We start from the raw sequence: 23,620 nt of genomic DNA, 5'->3' as shown, positions 1-23,620 counted from the left end.
CTCCCTTGCAGGCCGATAGGAGCTTTGCGGATCAACGCTGCTCAAAAGCTGTAGCTCGCGGTCGCGGTCAGCGTGCGGCGGTTGCCGGTGAAGCAGTCGCCACGTGACAGACAGGTGGTGTAGTAGGTTTCGTCTTCCAGGTTGGTGGCATTGAGGGTGAGCGACCAGTCCTGATAGGCGTAGCCGAGCATGGCGTCGAACAGCGTGGTCGACGGCGTCTTCAGGCTATCGGTGCCATCCCAGCTGGCGCCGACATAGCGCACACCGACACCAGCGCTGAAGCCGGGAATGCCGGCGATGCTGAAGCGATGCTGCGACCACAGCGAGGCCATGTGTTCAGGCACGCTGGCAATGCGTTTACCTTGCTGCGCGGATGGTCCCTTGACCACTTCGCTGTCCAGGTAGGTGTAGGTGCTGATCAGATCCCAGTTCGCGTTCATCTCGACAAGGCCTTCAAGCTCCAGGCCCTTGACCCGCGCCTCGCCGGCCTGAATGGTACTGAGTGGATTCGCCGGGTTGGGCATCTGGCGGTTGGTCTCACGCAGATCGAACACCGCGGCAGTGAGCAGGGTGTTGCTGCCAGCCGGCTGATACTTCACACCAAGCTCCCACTGCTCGCCTTCGAGCGGTTTGTAGGACTGCTGGGTGATGGTGTCCAGGCCGATGATCGGCGTGAAGGACTCGCTGTAGCTGATGTACGGCGCAACGCCATTGTCGAAGAGATAGGTCAGCCCCACCCGGCCAGTGACCGCATCATCCTTTTGCCGGGTCCCCTGCTCGACTCGCGTGTCGGCCCAGTCCTTGCGCAGGCCGAGCGTCATCAGCCAGTTCTGGTAGCGAATCTGGTCTTGGGCGTACAGGCCCTGTTGCGCGACGCGCTGCTGCGGAACGTCCGAGAGCGTGATGCCGGACGGATCGAAAGTCCCATACACCGGATCGTAGAGGTCGAGCGGCGTGGCGACACCGCGAGCGGTCCGGCTGTCGGTGACCGCGTGCCGGTAGTCGATGCCCACCAGCGCGGTGTGCTGCAGTGCGCCGGTATCGAAGCGCGACTCGGCCTGATGATCGGCCGTCCAGATGGTCACTTCGGGCTTGGAGACGGACCAGACGCGATTGACCGTGCGGTCGTCGGCACCGAGCACCGGCGGCCAGCCATACATCGTCTGGTAGCTGACCTTGCTCTTCTGCCAACGCAGGTTCTGCCGCAGCGTCCAGGTGTCGTCCAGGCGCCAAGCCATCTGCGAGGTCAGCGCTTTTTGCTCACTGTCATATTCATCGAAGCCCGGTTCGCTGACGAAGCGCTCGCTGCCGATCTCGCCATAGGGCGCGCCAAGCACCGTGCCACGGTGCGGCAGGAAGGAACTGGTCGTGCCGCCGTCGTCCTTCTGCACGTTGGCCATCAGCGTCCATTCGAACTGCTCGTTGGGACGCCAGGTCAGCGACGGCATGAACAGCAGGCGGTTGTCCTTGGTGTGGTCGACCTGGGTCTGGCTGTCGCGCTGGATGGCCACCACGCGATAGAGCAGCGTGCCATCGTCGTCCAGGGGGCCGGTGCTGTCGAAGGCAATCTGCTTGCGATCGAAGCTGCCGTACTGCAGTTGCAGCTCGTTTTTCTGCTCGGCTTGCGGACGCTTGCTGACGAAATTAAGCAAGCCGCCCACCGAGCTCTGGCCATAAAGCATCGAGGAAGGGCCTTTGATGACTTCAACGCGCTCCAGAGTGAACGGATCGGTGCGCGTGTTGTTGAAGCTACCGATGCTCTGCTGCAAGCCATCCAGGAATATGGTCGGCGAAACGCCACGGATCAGCGCCGAATCGCCGCGACTGTCGAAACCGTAGGCCTCGCCACGCATGCCGGCAACGTAGCGCAGCGAATCCTGGATGGTCAGCGAGCCCTGGTCGCGAATGCGGTCGGCGGTGATCACGCTGATCGACTGCGGCGTCTCGATGATCGGCGTGTCGGTCTTGGTTGCGCTGGCGCTGCGCTTGGCGACATAGCCTTCGACCGGGCCATTGCCGCGTTCGCTCTCACGGGGTGCGGTGATCTGCTGCGCTTCGAGCTCGACCGCCTCCTGAGCCTCAACAGCGAAGCAGGCGACCAGTACGGGCAAGCCCAGCACCAACGGGCGCAATGAAAACGGTGGCAAAGCGGCAACGCGACTCATGAGGGTTCTACCTTGTTGTTCGATGAGAACGCGCATGATATTGATAAATGTTTCTATTTAGAAGTTATACCTGACCTCTCTTCTGCGGTATCGCCTGCCAGCGCCTCACCACGGCTACAGGCGATACCGGGAGTAAGTCGGCTCAGGTGATGGGCGCAGGATTGAACAGTACGATGTCGTTGTGCAGCCGGTGTCGCTCCGCCCAGGTTTTCGCGCGCCCGCTGGCGACGTCCAGGTAATAGTGGAACAACTCCCAACCGAGCTCCTCGATGCTCGCGCGGCCACTGGCGATGCGCCCGGCGTCGACATCGATCAGGTCCGGCCAGCGCTCGGCCAGTTCGGTGCGCGTCGCCACCTTGACTACCGGCGCCATGGCCAGGCCGTACGGCGTGCCGCGGCCGGTGGTGAACACGTGCAGGTTCATCCCGGCCGCCAGCTGTAGCGTCCCGCAGACAAAGTCCGAGGCCGGCGTGGCGCAGAAGATCAGCCCTTTGCGCTCGACCCGCTCGCCCGGGCCGACCACACCGTTGATGGCGCTGCTACCGGACTTGACGATCGAGCCGAGGGATTTCTCGACGATGTTCGACAGCCCGCCCTTCTTGTTGCCGGGCGTGGTGTTGGCGCTGCGGTCGGCGGCGCCGCGTTCCAGATAGCGGTCGTACCAGTCCATCTCGGCGATCAGCGCATCGGCGACCTCCGGGGTTTCCGCACGGGCAGTGAGCATGTACACCGCGTCACGCACCTCAGTGTTCTCGCTGAACATCACCGTGGCGCCGGCGCGCACCAGCAAGTCTGCCGCATAACCCAGCATCGGGTTCGCGGTGATGCCGGAAAACGCATCGCTGCCGCCGCATTGCATACCGAGGATCAGCTCGGACGCCGGCACTGTTTCGCGGCGACGCTGGTCGAGCTTCTTCAGCCGCGTTTCGGCCAGCGCCATGATCTGCTCGATCATCTCGCCGAAGCCGGTGTTGGACTCCTGCAGGCGATACAGCCACGGCTCGCGCAGATCCACCGATGGATCGCCCTCGTGCATTACCTGCTCGGCTTGCAGTTTCTCGCAGCCGAGGCTGATCACCAGCGCCTCGCCGCCCAGATTCGGGTTGCGCGCCAGGTTGCGCACGGTGCGGATCGGGATGTAGGCGTCACGTGCATTGATCGCCACGCCGCAGCCGTAGCTGTGGGTCAGCGCGACCACGTCATCGACGTTCGGGTACTTGGGCAATAGCTCGTCGCGGATGCGCTTGACCGCGTGCTCCAGTACGCCGGTGACGCACTGCACCGTGGTGCTGATGCCGAGAATGTTGCGCGTACCGACCGTGCCATCGGCATTGCGATAGCCCTCGAAGGTGTAGCCCTCCAGCGGTGCGAGCTTGTCCGGCACGGCGGTAGCGCGCGGCAGGCTGTCCAGCGGCGGCGCGCTGGGCATCTTCAACTGGGTTTCCTTGACCCAACTGCCGCAGCGGATGGGCTCGAGTGCGTAACCGATGATCTGCCCATAACGGCGCACCGGCTCGCTTTCGCCGATATCGACCAGCGCGACCTTGTGGCTCTGCGGCACCGCTTCGACCGTGACCAGGCCATCCTCGAAACGGGCGCCGACCGGCACGCCGCCGTCATTGACCACCACGGCCACGTTGTCCGCCTCGTTCAGACGGATGCAACGCGGGGAATCCTGGTGGGGAATCAGTTGCACGGTTTCGCTCATGTTCGCTCCGGGTCAGTCCGGTTGTTGTTCTGGTCTGGTTTCGTTCGGTCCAGCGCCGTAGCCTGAGCATTACCCCAGCGTCTACGTCGTTCACCGAGCGGCCTATTTCGTTGCACCGCCTCTGGTGGCTGAAGCCCACCCTACGATGCTGAGCCCACTTGCAGCGCGGGCCCCAAATCGCGGCCAAGACCGGCTTCTACGAAGGCAAGTTTTTGGCGCCAGCCGCGGGGGCCATCTTGTCCACGCTGCCCTTGCCCCTCCCGTAGGGTGGGCTTTAGCCCACCGTCACTTCGCCATCGACCAGCGTTAGTTCGTGGCACCGCACCCGGTGGGCTGAAGCCCACCCTACGACGAGGAGGTCTGCCGATACGCTGGGGCGCCAGGGCCGCTATGAAAAAATGGCGCAAAGTCGCCCCTCAAAAAAGGCTTAGCGCACCATGCAGGGCTTTTTGTTGTTGAACGTCCAGTTGGGGATCAGGTACTGCATGGCGATGGCATCATCACGGGCACCCAGGCCTTTTTCCTTGTACATCGCATGCGCCTGACCCAAGGCATCCCAGTCCAGCTCGACACCCAGCCCCGGCTTCTGTGGCACCGCCACCTTGCCGCCGACGATCTTCAGCGGGTCGAGGGTCAGGTGCTGGCCGTCCTGCCAGATCCAGTGGGTGTCGATGGCGGTGACGCGGCCCGGCGCGGCGGCTGCCACATGGGTGAACATCGCCAGCGAGATATCGAAGTGATTGTTCGAGTGCGAGCCCCAGGTCAGGCCGAAGTCGTTGCACATCTGTGCCACGCGCACGGAGCCGGCCATGGTCCAGAAGTGCGGGTCGGCCAGCGGGATGTCCACCGAGTTCAACTGCACCGTGTGGCTCATCTGCCGCCAGTCGGTGGCGATCATGTTGGTCGCGGTGGGCAGGCCGGTGGCGCGACGGAATTCGGCCATCACTTCGCGGCCGGAATAGCCGTTCTCCGCACCGCAAGGATCTTCAGCGTAGGCCAGCACGCCATGCAGATCACGGCACAGGCCGATGGCCTCGTCCAGCGACCAGGCACCGTTGGGGTCCAGGGTCACGCGGGCGTCCGGGAAGCGCGCGGCCAGGGCGCGGATCGCCTCGACCTCCTCTTCGCCACGCAGCACGCCGCCCTTGAGCTTGAAGTCCTTGAAGCCGTAGCGCTCGTACGCTGCCTCGGCCTGGCGGACGATGCTCTCCGGCGTCATGGCCTCCTCATTGCGCGCGCGGAACCAGGGGTCATCGGCGCTGGATTCGTCGCGATAGGCGAGATCGGTCTTGTTCCGATCGCCGATGAAGAACAGATAGCCGAGCATTTCCACTTCGTCGCGCTGCTGACCTTCGCCGAGCAGTGCGGCGACCGGCACCTCCAGGTGCTGACCGAGCAGGTCGAGCAGTGCCGATTCCAGTGCGGTGACGGCATGAATGGCGATGCGCAGATCGAAGGTCTGCAGGCCACGGCCGCCGGAATCACGATCGGCGAAGGCGCGGCGCGCGCGGTTGAGCAGGGCGTTGTACTGGCCGATCGGCTCGCCAACCAGCATGGCGCGCGCGTCTTCCAGAGTCTGGCGGATAGCCTCTCCGCCCGGCACCTCGCCGACACCGACGTGCCCTGCGCTGTCCTTGAGAATGAGGATGTTGCGAGTGAACCAGGGGCCGTGAGCGCCGCTCAGGTTCATCAGCATACTGTCCTGCCCGGCGACGGGCACGACGGTGAGTTCGGTAATGCGGGGCGTGCCCGTTGCGGCGATGGTCATGGGTGTCCCTCTGTTGTTCTTGTAGGGATGCGGCGCCCATGTAGGCGCCGTGACGCAGTTTCACAGACCGGCCTTGCGGCCGGCTTTCAGCTCAGCCGATGTAGGTGGTCTTCACCGTGGTGTAGAACTCCTGGGCGTAGCGGCCCTGTTCGCGAGGGCCGTAGGACGAGCCTTTGCGGCCACCGAACGGCACGTGGTAATCCACCCCGGCGGTCGGCAGGTTGATCATCACCATGCCGGCCTGGGCGTGGCGCTTGAAGTGGTTGGCGTACTTCAGCGAGGTGGTACAGATGCCGGCGGACAGGCCGAACTCGGTGTCGTTGGCCATGGCCAACGCTTCGTCGTAGTCCTTGACCTTTACCACGTTGGCCACCGGGCCGAAGATCTCTTCGCGGCTGATGCGCATGCTCGGGTCGCTGTCGACGAACAGCGTCGGCGCCAGGAAGTAACCCTCGGTGCCGCACTTCACCCGCTCGCCGCCGCAGGCCAGGCGCGCGCCTTCCTGTTTGCCGATCTCGATGTAGCGCAGATCCTGCTCCAGCTGGGCTTCGGACACTACCGGGCCGACGTCCACGCCTTTTTCCAGCGCCGCGCCGACCTTGATCTTGCCGATACGCTCGATCATCGCCTCGACGAAACGGTCGTAGATGCCCTCGGTGACGATGATGCGGCTCGACGCCGTGCAGCGCTGGCCGGTGGAATAGAAGGCGCTCTGGGTGCACAGCTCGACGGCAACGCTGAGGTCGGCGTCGTCCAGCACGATCTGCGGGTTCTTGCCGCCCATTTCCAGCTGCACCTTGGCACCGCGCGCCACGCAGGCCTGGACGATGCCGCGACCGACACCGACCGAACCGGTGAAGCTCACCGCGTCGACGTCCTTGGCGTTGACGATGGCTTCGCCGACTTCACGACCGCGGCCCATCACCAGGTTGAACACGCCAGCCGGGAAGCCCGCGCGGGAGATGATTTCGGCGATGGCCCAGGCGCAGCCCGGTACCAGGTCAGCCGGCTTGATCACCACGCAATTGCCAAAAGCCAGCGCCGGAGCGATCTTCCAGGCGGGAATCGCGATGGGGAAGTTCCACGGGGTGATCAGACCGATCACGCCGATCGGCTCGCGGGTCACTTCCACGCCGACACCGGGGCGCACCGACTGCAGCGTCTCGCCAGCCTGGCGCAGGCATTCGCCAGCGAAGTACTTGAAGATGTTGCCGGCGCGGGCGACTTCGCCAATGGCCTCCGGTAGGGTCTTACCCTCTTCCCGCGCCAGCAGCGTGCCGAGCTCTTCGCGGCGGGCGAGGATTTCCATACCGACCTTCTCCAGCGCATCGGCACGCGCCTGGATGCCGAAGCTAGCCCAGGCCGGGAAGGCGCGGCGGGCGGCGGCGATGGCCTGCTCGACCTGCGCGGCATCGGCCTGGGCGTATTCACCGACTACGTCCGACAGGTCGGACGGGTTGACGTTGGCCTGGTAGCGGTCCGAGCCAACCCACTGGCCGTCGATGTAGTTGTCGTAGCGTTGTACGTCAGCCATGCAAAGTGTCCTCTGATGATGCCCGGCGCGGCCGTGCGGCACGGCGACGCCGGGGCGATTCCGGAAAGGCTTACTGGGCGCCCTGCTTCTCGATCAGCACCGCCAGGCGCTCGTATTCGTCGGGCTTCAGCTCGGTCAGCGGCGCGCGCACCGGGCCGGCGTCGTAGCCGGAGATGCGTGCGCCGGCCTTGACGATGCTGACCGCGTAACCCTTGCAGCGGTTGCGGATGTCCAGATACGGCAGGAAGAAATCGTCGATCAGCTTGCCGACGGTTTCGTGATCCTCACGGGCGATGGCGTGGTAGAAGTCCATCGCCGTCTTCGGAATGAAGTTGAACACCGCCGAGGAATACACCGGCACGCCCAGCGCCTTGTAGGCGGCGGCGTAGACTTCCGCGGTCGGCAGGCCGCCGAGGTAGCTGAAGCGATCGCCGAGGCGACGGCGGATCGACACCATCAGCTCGATATCGCCGAGGCCATCCTTGTAGCCGATCAGGTTCGGGCAACGCTCGGCCAGCTGCTCAAGATGCGTCGCGTTCAGACGGCAGACGTTGCGGTTGTAGACCACCACACCGATGTTCACCGACTTGCAGACCTGCTCGACATGCAGCGCGACGCCTTCCTGGCTGGCTTCGGTGAGGTAATGCGGCAGCAGCAGCAGACCCTTGGCGCCCAGGCGCTCGGCTTCCTGCGCCATCTGAATGGCCAGGCGGGTCGGACCACCGACGCCAGCAAGGATCGGCACCGTACCGGCACAGGTATCCACGGCAGTCTTGATGATTTCGCTGTACTCGCGCGGCTCCAGCGAGAAGAACTCGCCAGTGCCGCCGGCAGCGAACAGCGCCGAGGCGCCGTACGGGCCGAGCCATTCCAGGCGCTTGACGTAGCTGGCGCGGTTGAAGTCGCCCTGTGCGTCGAAGTCGGTGACCGGGAACGACAGCAGGCCGGTAGAGAGGATGGCCTTCAATTCTTGTGGGTTCATTATTCGAGCATCCTGAATGCATGTTGAGAGGTACTAAGGGCATCAGCCTTGAGATACGTTATCGTACAACATCAAATAGTCCAACCGTTTTTTCTGTCGGTTTTGCCGACCGTTGAAAGCTCAATGAAAGCTTCGTCCTTTTCACTCGCCCGGCTCAGCCAATATCAATGGATTAGCCCATTGCAAAAGGAATAAGCGTTCGCCGTGCTGGTTCGAAACTCTCCGATGAATTCGTTTGACAGGGGCCGGATCGGGCTGTAAAAAATCCTAAATGTCGTACGACGACCTATGACCACAATAACAATAGCGAGGCCCGGACATGTTCCGCCACTGCCCGACCCCTGCGCAGCCATTGGCTGCCGGCAATACCCTTCATTGCGCCGCCCCGGCCCGCCCGATAGCAAGCATCGCGGCTGCTCGCTTCGTCTGCGGCGGAGGCTGCCCACAATGAGCCTGCAGCCGAATGCGACACCTCGCGTACAGAGCATGCAAGTCATTCCGGTCGCCGGCTACGACAGCATGCTGCTCAATCTCTGCGGCGCCCATGCCCCCTACTTCACCCGCAATCTGGTCCTGCTCACTGACAACGCCGGCAACACCGGCATCGGCGAAGTGCCCGGTGGCGAAGGCATTCGCCAGGCGCTGGAGCGCAGCTGCCCGCTGGTGATCGGTCAGCCGATCGGTGCCTATAACCGCGTGCTCAACCGCCTACGCGCAATGCTCGCCGGCAATGGCCGCGACACCCGCCATGAGGTGACCTCCGAAGCCGAGGCGTCGGTGCTCAAGCAGCCCCACGAAATCAACCTGCGTCTGGACAACGTCATTACCGCAGTCGAGGCCGCCCTGCTCGACCTGCTCGGCCAGCACCTCGACGTGCCGGTCGCCGAACTGCTCGGCAACGGCCAGCAGCGCGACGCCGTGCCGATGCTCGCCTACCTCTTCTATATAGGTGACCGCAGCCGCACCGACCTGCCTTACCTGGCCAGCACCGGTGAGGACTGGTATCAGCTGCGCCATCAGCAGGCGATGACGCCGGACGCCATTGCCCGCCTGGCCGAAGGCGCCGCCGCGCGTTACGGCTTCGCCGACTTCAAGCTCAAGGGCGGCGTGATGCGCGGCGAGGACGAAATGCAGGCGATCGCCGCGATCAAGGCGCGCTTCCCGGATGCCCGCGTGACGCTGGATCCCAACGGCGCCTGGTCACTGGACGAGGCCATCGCCCTGTGCAAAGGCCAGGGCCATCTGCTCGCCTACGCCGAAGACCCCTGCGGACCAGAAAACGGTTACTCCGGCCGCGAGATCATGGCCGAGTTCAAGCGCGCCACCGGCATTCCCACCGCGACCAATATGGTCGCCACCGACTGGCGGCAGATGGGTCATTCGCTGCGCCTGGAAGCAGTCGACATTCCGCTGGCCGACCCGCATTTCTGGACCATGCAGGGTTCGGTGCGCCTGGCGCAGATGTGCGAGCAGTTCGGCCTGACCTGGGGCTCGCATTCGAATAACCACTTCGATGTCTCGCTGGCCATGTTCACCCATGCCGCTGCTGCTGCACCGGGCCGCATCACAGCCATCGACACCCACTGGATCTGGCAGGAAGGCCATGAGCGCCTGACCCGCGAGCCGCTGCAGATCGTCGGTGGCCAGGTCCGCGTACCGGAGCGTCCGGGCCTGGGCATCGAGCCGGACATGGATCGGATCATGGTGGCTCACGAGCTGTACAAGCAGGTCGCCAGCGGCGCGCGTGACGACGCCATGGCGATGCGTTACCTGGTGCCTGGCTGGACCTACGATCCGAAGAAACCCAGCCTCGGCCGCAGTGCCTGAACCCGCAGCCCAAACCCGGAGAACTCCAATGAAAACAATATTCCGCGCCTCCCTCCTTTCCGCCGTTGTCGGCATTGCCGGTCTCGCCTCCTCCGCCGCCATGGCGGCCGACGTCAAATGGCCGACTCGTCCCGTCCAGGTAGTAGTCATTGCCAACCCCGGTGGTGACACCGACTTCAACGCTCGCACCATGGCCAAGTACTTCAACCAGATCACCGGCAAGAGCATGGTCGTGACCAACATCGCCGGCGGCGGTGGCACCCTGGCCGCCGAGCAGGTCAAGGGCGCGGCGGCCGACGGCAACACCATCCTCTTCACCCACCCCGGCCAGCTGATCGTCAACGAGGTGGCTGGGCTGACCGAGGACAGCTACGAGACTTTCGATGTGTCGTGCATCGCCGGTGTCGACAAGAGCGCTGTATTCGTTGCCTCCAAGCAGTCCGGCGTAACCAGCATGCAAGACCTGGTAGAGAAGTCGAAGGCCAAGCCAGGCAGCGTCACTTACGGCACCGAAATGGGCAGCTTTTCCCACGTCCAGGGGTTGATGCTGGAGAAGCTGACCGACACCAAGCTGAAAATGGTCGACGGCGGCACCGTCTCTGACCGCGTGGTAGGCATGCTCGGCGGTCGCCTCGACCTCGGCGCAATCAGCTACGGCTCGGTGCAGGACTACGTCAGTGGCGGGCAGATGGTTGTCCTTGGCCAGCCCAACGATGAGCGCAACCCGCTGCTCGGCGACGTGCCGACGCTCAAGGAGCAGGGCCTGGATATCACCATGGACAAGCCCTACGTGGTCGCTTTTCCGAAGGGCACCGATCCGGCGATCGTGAAGAAGATGGCTGACCTGATGAAGCAGATCAGCGAGATCCCTGAATACGCCGAGGACCTGAAGAAGTTCAAGCAGCCGGTTGCCTACTTCGGCACTGAAGAATCGAAGGCGATCCTGGCGAAGACTCGCGAAGACTTCATGCAATTCCAAGACGAACTGCGCAGGGCCAAGAAGTAACCCCAGGCGTACCGCCAGCCGGAGCATCCGGCTGGCGCTCTCCCCCCGCCCACGGAGGTTTGCCATGATCACCGCGAACAAGAAAGAACTGACCATCGGCGTGGCGATGCTCGGCGCCAGCATCACCTATCTGGTGATGGCCTCTCGTGTACCCAACCACGAAGGTATCGATGCCGCCACCGTGCCCTTTCTGCTGGCCGTCCTGCTCTGCCTACTGGGCCTGCTGCAGACGCTGAGCGCTTTCGCCCGCCATGCGCGAGCGGCCGAAAGCACCAGCGATACGCCAGACGAGCCCAAGGTAACCGTCACCGAGCCGCTGACCGTACTCAAGACCCTCGGCCTGATCCTGCTTTACGTCGTGCTGCTGGGTCCGGTGGGCTTCCCCATCATGACCACGCTCTACCTGTACCTGCAGTTCATCGTGCTGACGCCGGTGGATCGCAAGATTCGCCATCTGCTTTACGCAGGCATTGCTTTGGTCACGTCCGTCGTCATTTACCTGCTGTTCCGCGAGGCCTTCGATCTGTTGCTGCCCGCTGGCCTGCTGAATTTCTGAGGAATCGACCATGCTCGAATTACTGCAGCAAGGCTTCGGTGCCGTCTTCTCACTCAACATCCTGTTGCTGATGCTCGGTGGCGTTGCGGTTGGCATCGTCTTCGGCGCCGTGCCCGGCCTGTCGGCGACCATGGCGGTGGCGCTGTGCCTCCCGCTGACCTTCACCATGGGCCCGCAGGCCGGGCTGTCGCTGCTCGTCGCGCTGTTCATCGGCGCTACGTCCGGCGGGCTGATCTCGGCGATCCTGCTGAAGATTCCCGGCACGCCGTCGTCCATCGCCACGGTGTTCGACGGCGGCCCGCTGATGGAGCAGGGCCTGGGCGTCAAGGCGCTCGGCGTGGGCATCGTGTTTTCCTTTCTCGGCACCATCTTCAGCATCATCGCGCTGATGTTCATCGCGCCGCAGTTGGCCAAGGTGGCGCTGAGCTTCGGCCCGCATGAGTACTTCGCCATCGCGGTGTTCTCGCTGACGCTGATCGCCACGCTTTCGGCCGGCTCGATGGTCAAGGGGCTGTTCGCCGGCACCCTCGGCATCGCCGTGTCCACCATCGGCATCGCACCGGTGGAAGCCGTACGCCGCTTTACTTTCGGCGTCAGCGAACTGAACGGCGGCTTCTCGATGCTCACGGTGATGATTGGCATGTTCGCCGTCGCCGAGGTCATCAAGCTCGCCGAAACCGGGCGGCATGCCGTGCGCAGCAAGGCCGGCTCGGTGAGCATGAAGCAGATCAAGGGCTTCGGCTTCTCGCTCAAGGAGTTCCGCCAGGAGCTGCCCAACGCCAGCCGCTCGGGCCTGATCGGCCTGGCCGTGGGCATCCTCCCTGGGATCGGTGCCGGCACCTCCAACCTGCTCTCCTACATCGTCGCCAAGAAGCGCGCCAAGCAGCCGGAAACCTACGGCAAGGGCAATATCGGCGGCGTGGTCGCCAGCGAAACCGCGAACAACGCCGGTATCGGCGGCGCCATGATGCCGCTGATGACCCTGGGCATTCCCGGCGACACCACCACTGCGATCCTGCTCGGCGGTTTCCTGATCCACGGCATCCAGCCCGGGCCGCTGCTGTTCATCAGCCAGGGGCCACTGGTGTACACCATCTTCGCCGCGCTGCTGGTGGCCTCGGTGATGATGCTGTTCATGGAGTTCTACGGCCTGCGCCTGTTCATCAAGCTGCTCGACGTGCCCAAGCACATTCTGCTGCCGATCATCCTGGTGCTCTGCGTCGTCGGTGCCTTCGGCCTCTCCAGCCGGCTGTTCGATGTCTGGTCGATCCTCCTGTTCGGTCTGCTCGGCTATGGCTTCGTCAAGGCGGGCATGCCGGTCGCGCCCTTCATCATCGGCTTTATCCTCGGGCCGATGGCCGAGACCAACCTGCGCCGCGGCCTGATGCTTTCCGACGGCAACTTTGCCTCCTTCTTCACCAACCCCATCGCCGCAACCTTCCTCGGCCTGGCCCTGGCCTTCGTGCTCTGGCAGCTGTACAGCGCCGTGCGGCCACGGGGCGGTGTGCTCGGCCAGGTCCTGCGCACCTGAACCTGCGCCCCTCTGCGCGAGCAGAGGGGCTGCCGTCAGGGCTTGCGGCCGAACGTCTCGCTCGCCAGCGTCCAGCCCGCCACCTGCTCGCTGAGGCTCAGCCCCAGCCCAGGCCGGGTCGGCACCTGCATGCAGCCATCGCGGATCTCGAGTCGCTCCTGGAACAGCGGTTCGAGCCATTCGAAATGCTCGACCCACGTGGCATGCTCGTAGGCCGCAGCGAGGTGGATATGCAATTCCATGACGAAATGCGGCGCCATCACGATTCCACGTCGCCGCGCCGCCTCGGCCACCTGCAGGAACGGGGTGACGCCGCCAATGCGCGGTGCGTCATGCATGATCACATCCACCGCCCCGCGCTCGACGAAGGCGCAGGCTTCGGCCGCGCTGCCGAGCATCTCGCCGCTGCCGACCGGAGTGATCAGCTGCGCTGCCAGGGCCGCGTGGCCTTCCAGATCGTGGGCGTCCAGCGGCTCCTCGATCCAGGTCAGCTCGAACTCCTCCAGCGCGGCGCCCATGCGCGCCGCGGTGGTTCTGTCCCACTGCTGGTTGACGTCCACCATCAGCGCCACCTCGTCGCCGAAGTGCTTGCGCAGCGCCTCGACCCGCCGCAGATCAGCGCGGCGGTCCGGCTGACCGACCTTCAGTTTGATCCCGCCAATGCCCCGCGCACGGGAAACCTCAGCCTTCTCGATGACCTCTTCGATGGGCGCCTGCAGGTAACCGCCGGAGGTGTTGTAGCAGGGCACCGCGTCGCGATGAGCGCCGAGCAGCTTGGCCAGCGGCAACCCGGCGCGGCGCGCCTTGAGGTCCCACAGTGCGGTGTCGAAGGCGGCGATGCTTTGCACCGCCAGGCCGCTGCGCCCGATCGAGGCACTGGCCCAGCTCAGTTGGCTCCACAGGCGGGCAATGTCGTTGGGGTCTTCCCCCAGCAGCAGCGGAGCCAGCTCACGGGCATGGGCATATTGCGCCGGGCCGCCAGTGCGCAGGCTGTAGCTGAAGCCGAGGCCGTGATGGCCCTGCTGCGAGTGCAGCTCGACGAACAGCAGGCTGACCGACGCCAGCGGCAGCTGCCGCCCGGTGAGCACCTTGGCATCGCTGACGGGGCGCTGCAGTGGCAATTCCACCGAACGCAGACCGATCCAGGCGATACGGTCCGCTTCATACAATTTGCTCATTCGTGCCGCCGTCTCGCCAGCCAGGGAATGAGCTGGATAATCTCCCCGAAGGATTGATACGGTCTAATTCATTTCCGCACTCAATTGATACCAGGAACGGATCAATGTTCGAACTCGCACAGCTGCGCTGCTTCACCATTTTGGCCAGCGAACTGAATTTCCGTCGCGCGGCCGAGCGCCTTAACATGACTCAGCCGCCGCTGAGCCGGCAGATCCAGTTGCTGGAACATCAGCTGGGCGTCGCGTTGTTCACTCGCAGCACGCGCTCGGTAGCGCTCACCGCCGCCGGCCGCGCCTTCTTCGTCGAGGCCCAGGCACTGCTCGACCAGGCCCACCGCGCGGCCCAGGGCGCCCGGCTGGCTGCGCTCGGCGAAAGCGGCTCGCTGACCATCAGCTTCGTCGCCAGCGCGGTCTACGACTTCCTGCCGCGCGCTATAACCCAAGTACGCCGGGAACGACCGGGCGTGGCCATCACCCTCCTGGAAACCACCACTTTCGAGCAGCTGCAGGCACTGCGGGCACGACGGGTCGACCTGGCTGTGATGCGCGAGCCGTTGCAGCAGCCGGGGCTGGTCAGCGAATGCCTGCTGCGCGAGCCTTTCGTACTGGCCACGCCAATCGACCATCCGCTGGCAGAGCATCCGGCGCCGACCCTGGAAATGCTCCACGGCGAGCCGTTCATCCTCTATGCCCATGGCGCCTGGCAACCGTTCAACGAGCTGCACACCGGGCTTTTTCGGGCCAGCGGCATCCAGCCCGACTACGTGCAGTCACTGGGCTCGACGCTGACCATCCTTTCGCTGGTTAATGCCGGCCTCGGCCTGGCGCTGGTGCCGCGCGGGGCCAGCGCGATCCGCTTCCAGCAGGTGCGCTTTCGCGAGCTAGCGCTGCCAGCGGGCATCTGCGCCGAGCTGCACCTGGCCTGGCGCGACGACAACGACAACCCGGCGCTGGAGGCGGCGCGCGATGCCGTGCGTCAGGCGGCCCGCGATATCGCCCGGGACCTGCCGCCAGTCCAAGGCCTACACCATGGGACGGGCTGCTGACGGCCATTAGGGGACACTCATCGTCTGTTTGCTACGCAAGCTGATTTATGTCAGCAGTGCGTCGATTTTGGCTCTCCTAGTCGCGATTACAAAAAATCCAGACACCTTCCACCGTCATGGAGCCAATCTAAGGAAAAACTCACCCAGTTGAGCGTCTAGGACGTCTGTCGGATTCTCGCCATATGATTTTGCGCGAACGAGATCCTTTAGCTCTTCATCGGAAAGCAAAAGTATAAGTTTGTCAGCCTCCACCCAAGCGCGTCGCCGCGCCAAGAGCGCTGACTCGGCAGGTTGACTCCGGCTGCACAGTACTCCAAACATTCGCATAGCCTTCGAAAAGAGGTACTGCTGAATAGATTCCACCTCACGCTGCCTGACACTCTCGGTGTAGTTCTTGAACTCGGCAACCATGAAGCGCGTTGAGCAGATTCGCTTGATTTCTTGCCAAAAAGCGTGGTCGCCTGAAATTGGAAAAACAGCGTCCCGAATATCGAGACCATCTTCGCTCCTGCTTTGTACAGATGGAACCCCTAATTGTGGAAAGAATGCGTAGTTCAGAATTTCCACGCAGAGGTCCTCAAACTCACGGAAAGTCTCTCTTCCTGGCGGAAGCGCCTCTAGTCGGCTAATCAACTCCTGCGCCCGTGGATCAAGTGGCGCAGGTTGCTCCAAACCGCGACGTGCAACCGCTTGGGCATCCAGCAGCACAAGAAAGTCTTGCTCAACGTCAGGACGGTTGGCCAAAAGCTCATTCAGGCGGCGGGAGTCCCAAATTGTGATGCCCTCACGTGCTTCGATATCGTCCTTAAGGTTTTGCGGGAGCAGCATTGAGACGATCAACAGACCGTGCGTAGCATCAGTCAATTGCTTAGCGGAGTTGAGTTGAACAGCTGCTTGCCGGAGTACGGTTGTTCCAGTTCTCGGTCGTGTGAAGTGTTTTACCTCGGCAACCCATGTTTCGCCCGAAGGGTCAGTGAATGTGAAGTCGACTCCGATGTCTTGGCTCCGTGCCCCTTGCCGCTGGAGCGTATAGCCAGAAGCCTGAAGCCTGAAGCAGCCGGGCGCAGAGCATCTCGAACTCCTGCCCGCCGAATTTTGAATAATCCATGAATTGCTGCTCCAGTTTATCTGTGGCATCAAATGTAGTGATAACCGGCGTTGCGCGGTTTATCACGCAGCGTCTAGCGACCGACGAGTGCGAGATTGAGCGCCATGTTAGAGCGCATTAAACATCTACCGCCTTCGCCAATATTTCAGATTCTAATGCCGAGAGCCTGAGCTGTAGGGGCTGTCTGTTTGCAGGGTGGTTGTCGTCGTAATTGGTAACAATGACATCGGATACATCTCCTGGATCCCCTATTGCTGCGGACATGGCTCGATCGATATCGGGCACGGACTCGTCCCAAAATACAACATCACACTCATAATTGAAGTCTTTATCAAGGCCAAAGGCGCGCCTTGTTATGTTGCTGCTTCCAATAATTCCAACAAGAGGTGTTTTCCCTTGTTTAGCTAAGAACACCTTTGCATGCCACCCCATACTTGGGATCCGTTTCTGAGCCGCCGAGAAGCACCGGCATGCGTTCTGGGCTTTTAGTTGCGCGAAGAAATTGGAGTATTGCGCTTTCCAGCTGTATGAGTACAAGCCCAGTGTTGTGACTGCCAATGGGCTGCACTTCCGATGAGAAATTAAGTCGAAGTCCGCTCCTGCAGAATACTTGCCATCACTCTGAAAAAAGCCACTACACAGCAGCGCGTTGTCTACCAAGTCTGTTCTCAGCGCACCAAGAATGGCAGCTCGAAACTTGTTAGTCGACCCAGTCTTACGTAGAAATATCGCAACTCGCCTCATAAGTTCTAACTATAAGCAAGCGACACATGCGGGGTAATATTTTCCGCTACTTGTATCGAATAGCTTTCCTTGTTCGTGGAGAAATTCCTCAGCAGCATACAAGGTACGTTGGAGACGCGGCATGAGGCAGGAAGAAAAGAAGACGACATGGCCTGCCAGAGATTACGAAGTCGGTAGCAGTGTGTCCATGCCCTATTTTTAGCTGGCTACTGCTTCTCGTGACGGGGCATTAACCTCCTTTACTGGGAAGGCAGCTTTTGGCCGATTGCGGACTCCCGCGACAGGCTGCCTTCGGCCACAAGTTGACGTTCAAATGGTCGGCCACAGCTGGGGCTATTCAGGCCTGTGACGAGGATGCGCTGCTCGACGCTAAAGCAAGGACCAAGCGTGCAGGAGAAGCCTCCGCAGCCCGCCCCTAAGCCAGCAGTCTCTCGCTGCTTGTTGCGTCCACCGCCGCATCCAGCTCAGCCCCAGCCAAATGCTTTGCATAGTGCTCCATCAGCTCCGACTCCCAAGAAGCGACCTCGTCCAATATGCCTGCCGCCTCATCTTTCGTCAGCGCGAAATGCTCATGCTGGCTAAGCAGGTTCGCTCGACTTAGGAGAGTACCGTTGATACCAACTTCCATCGCCAGCCCCTGCGCAGGCCCCTCCCCCAGTACGGGAAGGACGTCATACATAGGCGAGAGGCGCCAGGCTCCTTCCTGCCAGATCACTGCGTGGTTGCGAGGATGATCGTCACTGTTGCCGACCAGAGCGTTGTAGGCCATTCGCCTGTAGAGCTCCTGCCTATCAGAATCGGGCGCGCCTCTGCGGTACAGCTCATCGGCAAGCGCCGCGTAGATCCATCCGTTGCTGCGCTGCACCTGCCATTCGGCATCGAGAAGAGTTAAGCCACTCATCATCGGAATGCGCCGAAACCTCGCATCATTCGCTGACCATTCTCGGTCGAATCGCTCCACCAGCAACGTGTTGCCTTTTTCATTTTGATGGAGTGCCGTCCGGGCAACAGTCATCCCCTTGGCAGCCGCAAAAGTCATGCAGGCATACTCGAATATCGGCAGGTCGTAGTGATCAAATTTGTCGCGTGGCTTGGCAAGAATCAGCTTGTGATCAAAGCGGTACGTGCGCTTGGGCCTGGCGCCACCAACAGCTGAGCGCTGATCCCGTATTCTTAATGCCTCCAGCTGCTCAGCGCTCAGCTGGCTGTCATAGATCGCAGCGCAAACATCTATGAAATGATCGAGCCCTTTGGCTTCAAGCATTTTCATAGGTCGTTCGCCTATACCCGGCCTCGGCGTGCGATCTTCGCCAGCCATGATGTTTCCGGCGCGGTCTTCGTTAGGAGATAACAGCAGGAGCTGGATCGGGGTGAGCTCCTCCTTTCGGGTACGGCGCAACAGGCGTTCTCCCCAGCCATCTGGCATCGCATCATCAATGAAGCCGGGAACGCCGCCATTCTTATGTACCTGAATGGGTCGAGTGGAGAGCGGATACCGTATCGGATCAGGCACCCAACGCTTGGCTTCCACGATCTCCGGCGCATAGATGAAGGTTCCCGTGCGACCAGCAAGGGTCAGCCTGCCCAGCGTCACAGTCTCACCCGTTTCCGGACACTCCATGTAGATGTAAGCGCGCGACATTAGAAGTCCTCCGCGTTGCTGCGCGGCAGCCTGACGCGCTTGGTCGTATTGGTTTCCAAAGCGTCGAGATCAAGCGCAGGGTCATCGATCAGCGCCTGGAAAACCCGGTCGGAAATCCCAACGGTGAACAGCGCGAGCATGAAGTCGCGCAGCGAAACACCTTCAGCCTTGCCCCCCTCAATGTGCCGAACAGCTCGGAGAGAAATCCCAGCCTGCTCTGCAAGGTCAGCCTGGCGCAGCCCCATGCGCAGACGCGCCTCCTTCACCAGAAGGCCTATACGGTAAAGCAGAGACGTACTTTGAACAGGGAAAAAACCTTTCATAAGGTTACACCAAGCGACATCCTATAAAGGATAAGGTACTACTAATCGCACACTAAGCAACCTTACCAGAATATTAAGAAGTCTTTTCATAGCATCTTAAATACGATAAGACATCATGAAACGATATCTTATCTATCGTTGATGGCTGGCGAGGCACAGCGTCGATAGGCCGAAGTCTTCATTATCCTTCGCGCCATCGCCTGCGCGGCCCAGGGCGCCCGGCTGGCTGCGCTCGGCGAAAGCGACTCGCTGACCATCAGCTTCGTCGCCGGGGCGGTCTACGACTTCCTGCCGCGCGCTATCACCCAAGTACGCCGGGAACGGCTGGGCGTGGCCGTCACCCTGCTGGAAACCACCACTTTCGAGCAGCTGCAGGCACTGCGGGCACTGCGGGTCGACTTGGCTGTGATGCGCGAGCCGTTGCAGCAGCCGGGTCTCAGCCTTGCTGCGTCTGCCCCTCCGCTTCGCGTAGCTGACTGCTCAGGCCATCGCAGCTGGCTGACCACTCGCGCAACCATTGGGGCAACGGCGGCGACTCTTCCTCCAGACCAAGCTCTCGAGCGAATTCGCCAGGCGCAACGACACCCTTGCGCCCCCTGAACAGCCCGCGCATGACCACCACCGCAATTACCCGCTGATCCTTGACGAAACGGTGCTCGACGAAACTCCACTTGGCGTCCCAACCGAGCATTCGCGTGTGGATCTCGAAGCGCTCGAACAGCTTCAGCTCACGGCGGAACTTGCCGCACACGTCTCCAACGATCGGTATTGCACGATGCCGAAGGGCCACGCGGTACGCACCACTGCGAAGCACATAGTCCATACGGCCGACATCGGCCAGGGTGAAATAGCGGCCATTGGTGACGTGGCGGTTGAAATCCAGATCCAGCGGCCAGACCCGTAGACGAACGACAGTCGTGGCGAGTCCAGGCACCGGTTTCCGCCACGGACGGCGCAACAACATCAGCAGAAGACGAAACCATAGGTTCATGCGAGAAATACCGGTTTGCATGCAGGTGCCGAACTCTAGGCGGAGCGTTCGGGGTAAGGTAGATGCATAAATGACCAATACCATGCGAATTACGCACGACCTGCCATGCACATAACGCTTCTACTGGCCGAGCACAGCTCCCAGGCCTCCGCCGCGCTGGCGCTCGAGGTGCTGGATGCAGCGAACCGCCTGGCCGCACCCTCCGCGGCACCATTTGCGGTTGTTGTCGCGTCACTCGATGGGCAGCCGGTGGCCAACGCCTTCGGACGCGCCATGAGCGTGGACGTTGCGCTCGGCGCGCTCGATCACACTGACCTGGTACTCGTCCCCGGCTTTCTATTCAGCCTGCGCGAGGCGCTGCCCGCCTTCGGCCTATACCGTGACTGGCTATGCCACCAACACCGACAGGGCGCCGTCATCGCATCGATGTGCACCGCCACCTTCATGCTCGCCGAAGCGGGTTTGCTCGACGGCGTGCAGGCCACCACCCACTGGGCCTTCGCCGACTTCATGCGCCGTCGCTATCCGGCAGTACGCCTGGATGAACGACGCATCCTCTGCGAGGACGGTCGGCTGATCAGCAGCGCTGGCGCGAGTGCGGCCATGGATCTGCTGCTGCACCTGATTCGCCGCTTCGCCTCCCGCGAACTGGCACAGCAATGCAGCCGTTATCTGCTGGTGGACGGGGTACGCAGCGAGCAGTCCGTGTACATCAAATGGTCGATGCCCCGCGATCATGCTGACGAGGCAGTACGACGGGTGCAGGACTGGCTGGAGTCGAATTTCGCCGCTCCCGTCGGCATCGACGAACTGGCTGAGCGCTTTGGTTTTGGTGCGCGCAACTTCAAGCGACGATTCAAGGATGCCACTGGCTACACGCCTCTCGCCTACCTGCAGGCCCTGCGCCTGGAAAGAGCCAAGCAACTGCTGGAAACCACTCGACTGGGGTTCGATGTGATCACCAGCCGGGTGGGTTACGAGGACAGCAACTCGTTCCGGCGCCTATTCTGTCAGCGCATCGGCATTTCACCGGCGACATTTAGAAAGCGGTTCCTTCGCCTTCCCTCCGCTCCCAACTGAAGCGGGGGATTACTTGAGAGCGCACGTTGGAATTCTGCTTCTGGACCACAGAGGCTTCGGCGATGCCCTCAAGCGAATCTGTACCGCCCGATCAGACGCCAACTGCGCTGTTCCGTCGCTGCAACACGCCCTAATCTGGCTGGCTGAACATTGAATGGCGTCTTCAATCCGGCGCCGCCATCTGGAGGACCCGTGCATGACTGACGCAGAGAGCGAGCTGCATCACTTCGACCGGCGCATGGTCTGGGCCGGTTTTCGCCAGCTCGCGCCGATTTCCATCTTCGTCACGCTGTTCGGTGCCGCCTTCGGCCTCGCCGCGGTGCAGACCGGCCTGGACGATTCGGTGATCCTGGCGATGAGCGCGCTGGTGTTCGCCGGTGCCTCGCAGTTCGCCGCGCTGGAGCTGTGGGGCACGCAGGTGCCGCTGTTCACGCTGATGGTCACAGTGTTCGCCATCAACGCCCGCCATCTGCTGATGGGCGCCACGCTCTACCCTTGGCTGCGCCAGCTGCCGCCGGGTCGGCGCTACGGGGTGATGCTGATGGCTTCGGACGCCAACTGGGCGATGGCCATGCAGGCCTTCAACCGCAACCTCCCGGGCTTCGGCCTGCTGCTCGGCGGCGGTCTCGCGCTCTGGTCGTTCTGGGTGGTCGGCAGCTGGCTGGGCATCCATTTTGGCAGCGCGGTAAGCGACCCGAAGCGCCTGGGCCTGGACATGGTGATGGGCTGCTTTCTGCTGGCGATGGTGGTGGGTGGCGAAAAGAACCTGCGCATGCTGGTGATCTGGGGCGTCGCCGCGGCGGCCTCTTTGCTCGCCTTCCGCTACCTGCCGGAGAACAGCCATGTGGTGGTTGGTGCGCTCGCAGGCGGCCTGGCCGGGCTGCTGTGGGCGGAGAAGAAGCGTGAATCTTGATGCAACGGGCGCAGGCGCGCTGACACTGGTACTGATCATGGCAGTCGTCACCCTGGCGACACGCTGGGGTGGCGTATTCATCATGGCCTTCGTACCCATCGGCGATCGAGCCAGGCAGTTCATCACCGCCATGTCCGGTTCGGTACTGGTGGCGATCGTCGCGCCAATGGCATGGCAGGGCGACAGCGGTGCCCGACTGGCGCTGCTGGCCACGGCAGTGACCATGCTGGTGCTGAAGAAGCCGCTGCCAGCGATTGCCGCCGGCATCCTCGCCGCGGCGCTGGTCAGGCAATTCTGAGCAGCAACGGCCAATCGCAGCCGCTCCGGGCAACCCGCTCGGCAGTCTCCGCAGGCAGTCATTACGGTGTGCACCAGTAACGCTTAGGCATCGATCTCGCCGCGCACCGCGCACCGATGCGCACCGCTCTTTTTTGGCAAGTCATCATACAACTACTGATAAATCGTTGATGCCAACCCACCTTCATCCGTCTAGTGACGCTGCTTCCCTAGGGCCCTCTGCCACAGCACTTCGGCTTGGCCAACTTCCCATCAGTGACGCCGACGAGCGACATAACTCATCAATACGACTTTAAGCGTGTTGACATTCACACAGGCAGATGCTGATATTTAGCACATGTCATATGACAACCGATGACTCCAAGAACAATAACGAAAGGCACCCCGATGACTACCACTCTGACACCCCCATTCGGCCGCCTTCTGCTCACTGGTGCAGCGGGCGGCCTCGGCAAGGAGCTGCGTGAACGACTGCAGCCCTTCGCCCGAATCATCCGACTGTCCGATATCGCGCCGATGGCCCCGGCAGCCGGCGAACATGAGGAAGTGATGCCCTGCGACCTCGCCGACAAGGCGGCGGTGCATGCGCTGTGCGAAGGCGTCGATGCCATCGCCCATTTCGGCGGCGTCTCCGTCGAGCGGCCGTTCGAGGAAATCCTCGACGCCAACATCCGCGGCACCTTTCATATCTACGAAGCAGCGCGCCGCCATGGCATCAAGCGCGTGATCTTCGCCAGCTCCAATCATGTGATCGGCTTCTACGAGCAATCGCAGCCGCTGGACGCCAACGCCCCGCGCCGCCCGGACGGCTACTACGGCCTGTCCAAGTCCTACGGCGAAGACATGGCGAGCTTCTATCACGACCGCTACGGCATCGAGACCGTAAGCATCCGCATCGGCTCCTCGTTCCCCGAGCCAGCCAACCGCCGAATGATGAGCACCTGGCTGAGCTTTCGCGACCTCACCGAGCTGATGCGTTGCGCGTTGTTCACGCCGAACGTCGGCCACACGGTGGTCTACGGCATGTCCGCCAACCGCGACGTCTGGTGGGACAACCACCTGGCCGCGCACCTGGGCTTCCGCGCGCAGGACAGCTCCGAAGTGTTCCGCGACAAGATCGAGCAGCAACCGCCGTACAGCGCTGACGATCCCGCCGCCATCTACCAGGGCGGCGCCTTCGTCGCAGCCGGCCCCTTCGACTGACCGCCCCCCTTTGCCCCG

The 23,620-nt window shown here is 62.4% G+C and carries 20 protein-coding genes and 1 pseudogene; 10 read left to right on the top strand and 11 right to left on the bottom strand.

What is annotated here, in order from left to right:
* Positions 1-41 precede the first annotated feature (41 nt).
* The 5 genes from SM130_RS01855 to kdgD all read right to left on the bottom strand — a co-directional run bounded on the left by SM130_RS01855 (position 42) and on the right by kdgD (position 8,157).
* Positions 42-2,165: a TonB-dependent siderophore receptor gene (locus SM130_RS01855; RefSeq protein ID WP_102824141.1), complete on the bottom strand. Its 2,124-nt coding sequence runs from the start codon at positions 2,163-2,165 to the stop codon at positions 42-44.
* A 142-nt stretch (positions 2,166-2,307) separates the two neighbouring features.
* Positions 2,308-3,861: a galactarate dehydratase gene (gene garD / locus SM130_RS01850; RefSeq protein WP_102824619.1), complete on the bottom strand. Its 1,554-nt coding sequence runs from the start codon at positions 3,859-3,861 to the stop codon at positions 2,308-2,310.
* 439 nt (positions 3,862-4,300) lie between these two features.
* Complete coding sequence (gudD, locus tag SM130_RS01845; protein ID WP_102824140.1) at positions 4,301-5,641, bottom strand: glucarate dehydratase; 1,341 nt, start codon at positions 5,639-5,641, stop codon at positions 4,301-4,303.
* 91 nt (positions 5,642-5,732) lie between these two features.
* Entirely contained in the window at positions 5,733-7,175 is a 1,443-nt protein-coding gene (locus SM130_RS01840; protein WP_102824139.1) for an aldehyde dehydrogenase family protein, read from the bottom strand.
* A gap of 70 nt (positions 7,176-7,245) precedes the next feature.
* A complete protein-coding gene (kdgD, locus tag SM130_RS01835) occupies positions 7,246-8,157 on the bottom strand; it encodes a 5-dehydro-4-deoxyglucarate dehydratase (RefSeq protein ID WP_102824138.1) in 912 nt (303 codons plus the stop codon).
* A 447-nt stretch (positions 8,158-8,604) separates the two neighbouring features.
* Here kdgD and SM130_RS01830 point away from each other — a divergent pair, with 447 nt between their 5' ends.
* The 4 genes from SM130_RS01830 to SM130_RS01815 all read left to right on the top strand — a co-directional run bounded on the left by SM130_RS01830 (position 8,605) and on the right by SM130_RS01815 (position 13,077).
* Positions 8,605-9,984 carry an enolase C-terminal domain-like protein gene (locus SM130_RS01830; protein WP_102824137.1) on the top strand — a complete coding sequence of 460 codons (1,380 nt, stop codon included), beginning with the start codon at positions 8,605-8,607 and terminating at the stop codon, positions 9,982-9,984.
* Between the two features lie 28 nt (positions 9,985-10,012).
* Positions 10,013-10,990, top strand: coding sequence for a tripartite tricarboxylate transporter substrate binding protein (locus tag SM130_RS01825; RefSeq protein WP_102824136.1), 978 nt, complete (start codon positions 10,013-10,015; stop codon positions 10,988-10,990).
* A 64-nt stretch (positions 10,991-11,054) separates the two neighbouring features.
* The gene (locus SM130_RS01820; protein WP_102824135.1) at positions 11,055-11,546 is read left to right on the top strand and encodes a tripartite tricarboxylate transporter TctB family protein; all 492 of its coding nucleotides are present in this window, start codon (positions 11,055-11,057) and stop codon (positions 11,544-11,546) included.
* A gap of 10 nt (positions 11,547-11,556) precedes the next feature.
* The gene (locus tag SM130_RS01815) at positions 11,557-13,077 is read left to right on the top strand and encodes a tripartite tricarboxylate transporter permease (protein WP_102824134.1); all 1,521 of its coding nucleotides are present in this window, start codon (positions 11,557-11,559) and stop codon (positions 13,075-13,077) included.
* A gap of 35 nt (positions 13,078-13,112) precedes the next feature.
* On the opposite strand, the gene SM130_RS01810 is transcribed toward SM130_RS01815, so the two are convergent.
* Complete coding sequence (locus SM130_RS01810) at positions 13,113-14,255, bottom strand: L-talarate/galactarate dehydratase (RefSeq protein WP_102824133.1); 1,143 nt, start codon at positions 14,253-14,255, stop codon at positions 13,113-13,115.
* A 104-nt stretch (positions 14,256-14,359) separates the two neighbouring features.
* Between SM130_RS01810 and SM130_RS01805 the strand changes: the two genes are divergently transcribed.
* Positions 14,360-15,301 carry a LysR family transcriptional regulator gene (locus tag SM130_RS01805; RefSeq protein ID WP_102824132.1) on the top strand — a complete coding sequence of 314 codons (942 nt, stop codon included), beginning with the start codon at positions 14,360-14,362 and terminating at the stop codon, positions 15,299-15,301.
* Between the two features lie 114 nt (positions 15,302-15,415).
* Here the strand turns inward: SM130_RS01805 and SM130_RS01800 are convergent, their stop codons facing one another.
* The 4 genes from SM130_RS01800 to SM130_RS01785 form a co-directional block, all read right to left on the bottom strand.
* Positions 15,416-16,438 carry a restriction endonuclease gene (locus SM130_RS01800; RefSeq protein WP_102824131.1) on the bottom strand — a complete coding sequence of 341 codons (1,023 nt, stop codon included), beginning with the start codon at positions 16,436-16,438 and terminating at the stop codon, positions 15,416-15,418.
* Positions 16,439-16,526: 88 nt separating this feature from the next.
* Positions 16,527-17,069 carry a hypothetical protein gene (locus SM130_RS01795; protein WP_146029726.1) on the bottom strand — a complete coding sequence of 181 codons (543 nt, stop codon included), beginning with the start codon at positions 17,067-17,069 and terminating at the stop codon, positions 16,527-16,529.
* Positions 17,070-17,568: 499 nt separating this feature from the next.
* The gene (locus SM130_RS01790; protein ID WP_102824129.1) at positions 17,569-18,795 is read right to left on the bottom strand and encodes a type II toxin-antitoxin system HipA family toxin; all 1,227 of its coding nucleotides are present in this window, start codon (positions 18,793-18,795) and stop codon (positions 17,569-17,571) included.
* Positions 18,795-19,118: a helix-turn-helix domain-containing protein gene (locus SM130_RS01785; protein ID WP_146029725.1), complete on the bottom strand. Its 324-nt coding sequence runs from the start codon at positions 19,116-19,118 to the stop codon at positions 18,795-18,797. The genes SM130_RS01790 and SM130_RS01785 overlap by 1 nt, the downstream gene beginning before the upstream one ends.
* Positions 19,119-19,322: 204 nt before the next feature.
* Between SM130_RS01785 and SM130_RS01780 the strand changes: the two are divergent.
* A pseudogene (locus SM130_RS01780) lies at positions 19,323-19,556 on the top strand (LysR substrate-binding domain-containing protein); the annotation flags it as partial.
* On the opposite strand, the gene SM130_RS01775 reads toward SM130_RS01780, so the two are convergent.
* Complete coding sequence (locus SM130_RS01775) at positions 19,555-20,109, bottom strand: thioesterase family protein (protein ID WP_102824127.1); 555 nt, start codon at positions 20,107-20,109, stop codon at positions 19,555-19,557. The pseudogene SM130_RS01780 and the gene SM130_RS01775 overlap by 2 nt on opposite strands.
* Before the next feature lie 105 nt (positions 20,110-20,214).
* Between SM130_RS01775 and SM130_RS01770 the strand changes: the two genes are divergently transcribed.
* The 4 genes from SM130_RS01770 (at position 20,215) to SM130_RS01755 (ending at position 23,602) form a co-directional block, all read left to right on the top strand.
* Positions 20,215-21,189 (top strand): GlxA family transcriptional regulator, encoded by a 975-nt coding sequence (locus SM130_RS01770; RefSeq protein ID WP_102824126.1) that lies wholly within the window; start codon positions 20,215-20,217, stop codon positions 21,187-21,189.
* Positions 21,190-21,385: 196 nt separating this feature from the next.
* Positions 21,386-22,102, top strand: coding sequence for an AzlC family ABC transporter permease (locus SM130_RS01765; protein WP_102824125.1), 717 nt, complete (start codon positions 21,386-21,388; stop codon positions 22,100-22,102).
* Complete coding sequence (locus tag SM130_RS01760) at positions 22,092-22,400, top strand: AzlD family protein (RefSeq protein WP_102824124.1); 309 nt, start codon at positions 22,092-22,094, stop codon at positions 22,398-22,400. Before SM130_RS01765 ends, SM130_RS01760 begins: the two co-directional genes overlap by 11 nt.
* A 386-nt stretch (positions 22,401-22,786) precedes the next feature.
* Positions 22,787-23,602: an NAD-dependent epimerase/dehydratase family protein gene (locus SM130_RS01755; protein ID WP_102824123.1), complete on the top strand. Its 816-nt coding sequence runs from the start codon at positions 22,787-22,789 to the stop codon at positions 23,600-23,602.
* The last annotated feature ends 18 nt before the right edge of the window (positions 23,603-23,620 follow it).

Source organism: Stutzerimonas stutzeri, from assembly GCF_038561965.1.
Taxonomy (GTDB): domain Bacteria; phylum Pseudomonadota; class Gammaproteobacteria; order Pseudomonadales; family Pseudomonadaceae; genus Stutzerimonas; species Stutzerimonas stutzeri_AA.
This window is presented reverse-complemented; position numbering and strand designations above follow the sequence as displayed.

What these genes read in the sequence shown, in the direction of transcription:
- SM130_RS01855 (WP_102824141.1), bottom strand. Translation starts at nt 2,165, where the DNA reads ATGAGTCGCGTTGCCGCTTTGCCACCGTTTTCATTGCGCCCGTTGGTG.
- gudD (WP_102824140.1), bottom strand. Translation starts at nt 5,641, where the DNA reads ATGACCATCGCCGCAACGGGCACGCCCCGCATTACCGAACTCACCGTC.
- SM130_RS01840 (WP_102824139.1), bottom strand. Translation starts at nt 7,175, where the DNA reads ATGGCTGACGTACAACGCTACGACAACTACATCGACGGCCAGTGGGTT.
- kdgD (WP_102824138.1), bottom strand. Translation starts at nt 8,157, where the DNA reads ATGAACCCACAAGAATTGAAGGCCATCCTCTCTACCGGCCTGCTGTCG.
- SM130_RS01830 (WP_102824137.1), top strand. Translation starts at nt 8,605, where the DNA reads ATGAGCCTGCAGCCGAATGCGACACCTCGCGTACAGAGCATGCAAGTC.
- SM130_RS01825 (WP_102824136.1), top strand. Translation starts at nt 10,013, where the DNA reads ATGAAAACAATATTCCGCGCCTCCCTCCTTTCCGCCGTTGTCGGCATT.
- SM130_RS01820 (WP_102824135.1), top strand. Translation starts at nt 11,055, where the DNA reads ATGATCACCGCGAACAAGAAAGAACTGACCATCGGCGTGGCGATGCTC.
- SM130_RS01815 (WP_102824134.1), top strand. Translation starts at nt 11,557, where the DNA reads ATGCTCGAATTACTGCAGCAAGGCTTCGGTGCCGTCTTCTCACTCAAC.
- SM130_RS01810 (WP_102824133.1), bottom strand. Translation starts at nt 14,255, where the DNA reads ATGAGCAAATTGTATGAAGCGGACCGTATCGCCTGGATCGGTCTGCGT.
- SM130_RS01805 (WP_102824132.1), top strand. Translation starts at nt 14,360, where the DNA reads ATGTTCGAACTCGCACAGCTGCGCTGCTTCACCATTTTGGCCAGCGAA.
- SM130_RS01800 (WP_102824131.1), bottom strand. Translation starts at nt 16,438, where the DNA reads ATGCCACAGATAAACTGGAGCAGCAATTCATGGATTATTCAAAATTCG.
- SM130_RS01790 (WP_102824129.1), bottom strand. Translation starts at nt 18,795, where the DNA reads ATGTCGCGCGCTTACATCTACATGGAGTGTCCGGAAACGGGTGAGACT.
- SM130_RS01785 (WP_146029725.1), bottom strand. Translation starts at nt 19,118, where the DNA reads ATGAAAGGTTTTTTCCCTGTTCAAAGTACGTCTCTGCTTTACCGTATA.
- SM130_RS01775 (WP_102824127.1), bottom strand. Translation starts at nt 20,109, where the DNA reads ATGAACCTATGGTTTCGTCTTCTGCTGATGTTGTTGCGCCGTCCGTGG.
- SM130_RS01770 (WP_102824126.1), top strand. Translation starts at nt 20,215, where the DNA reads ATGCACATAACGCTTCTACTGGCCGAGCACAGCTCCCAGGCCTCCGCC.
- SM130_RS01765 (WP_102824125.1), top strand. Translation starts at nt 21,386, where the DNA reads ATGACTGACGCAGAGAGCGAGCTGCATCACTTCGACCGGCGCATGGTC.
- SM130_RS01755 (WP_102824123.1), top strand. Translation starts at nt 22,787, where the DNA reads ATGACTACCACTCTGACACCCCCATTCGGCCGCCTTCTGCTCACTGGT.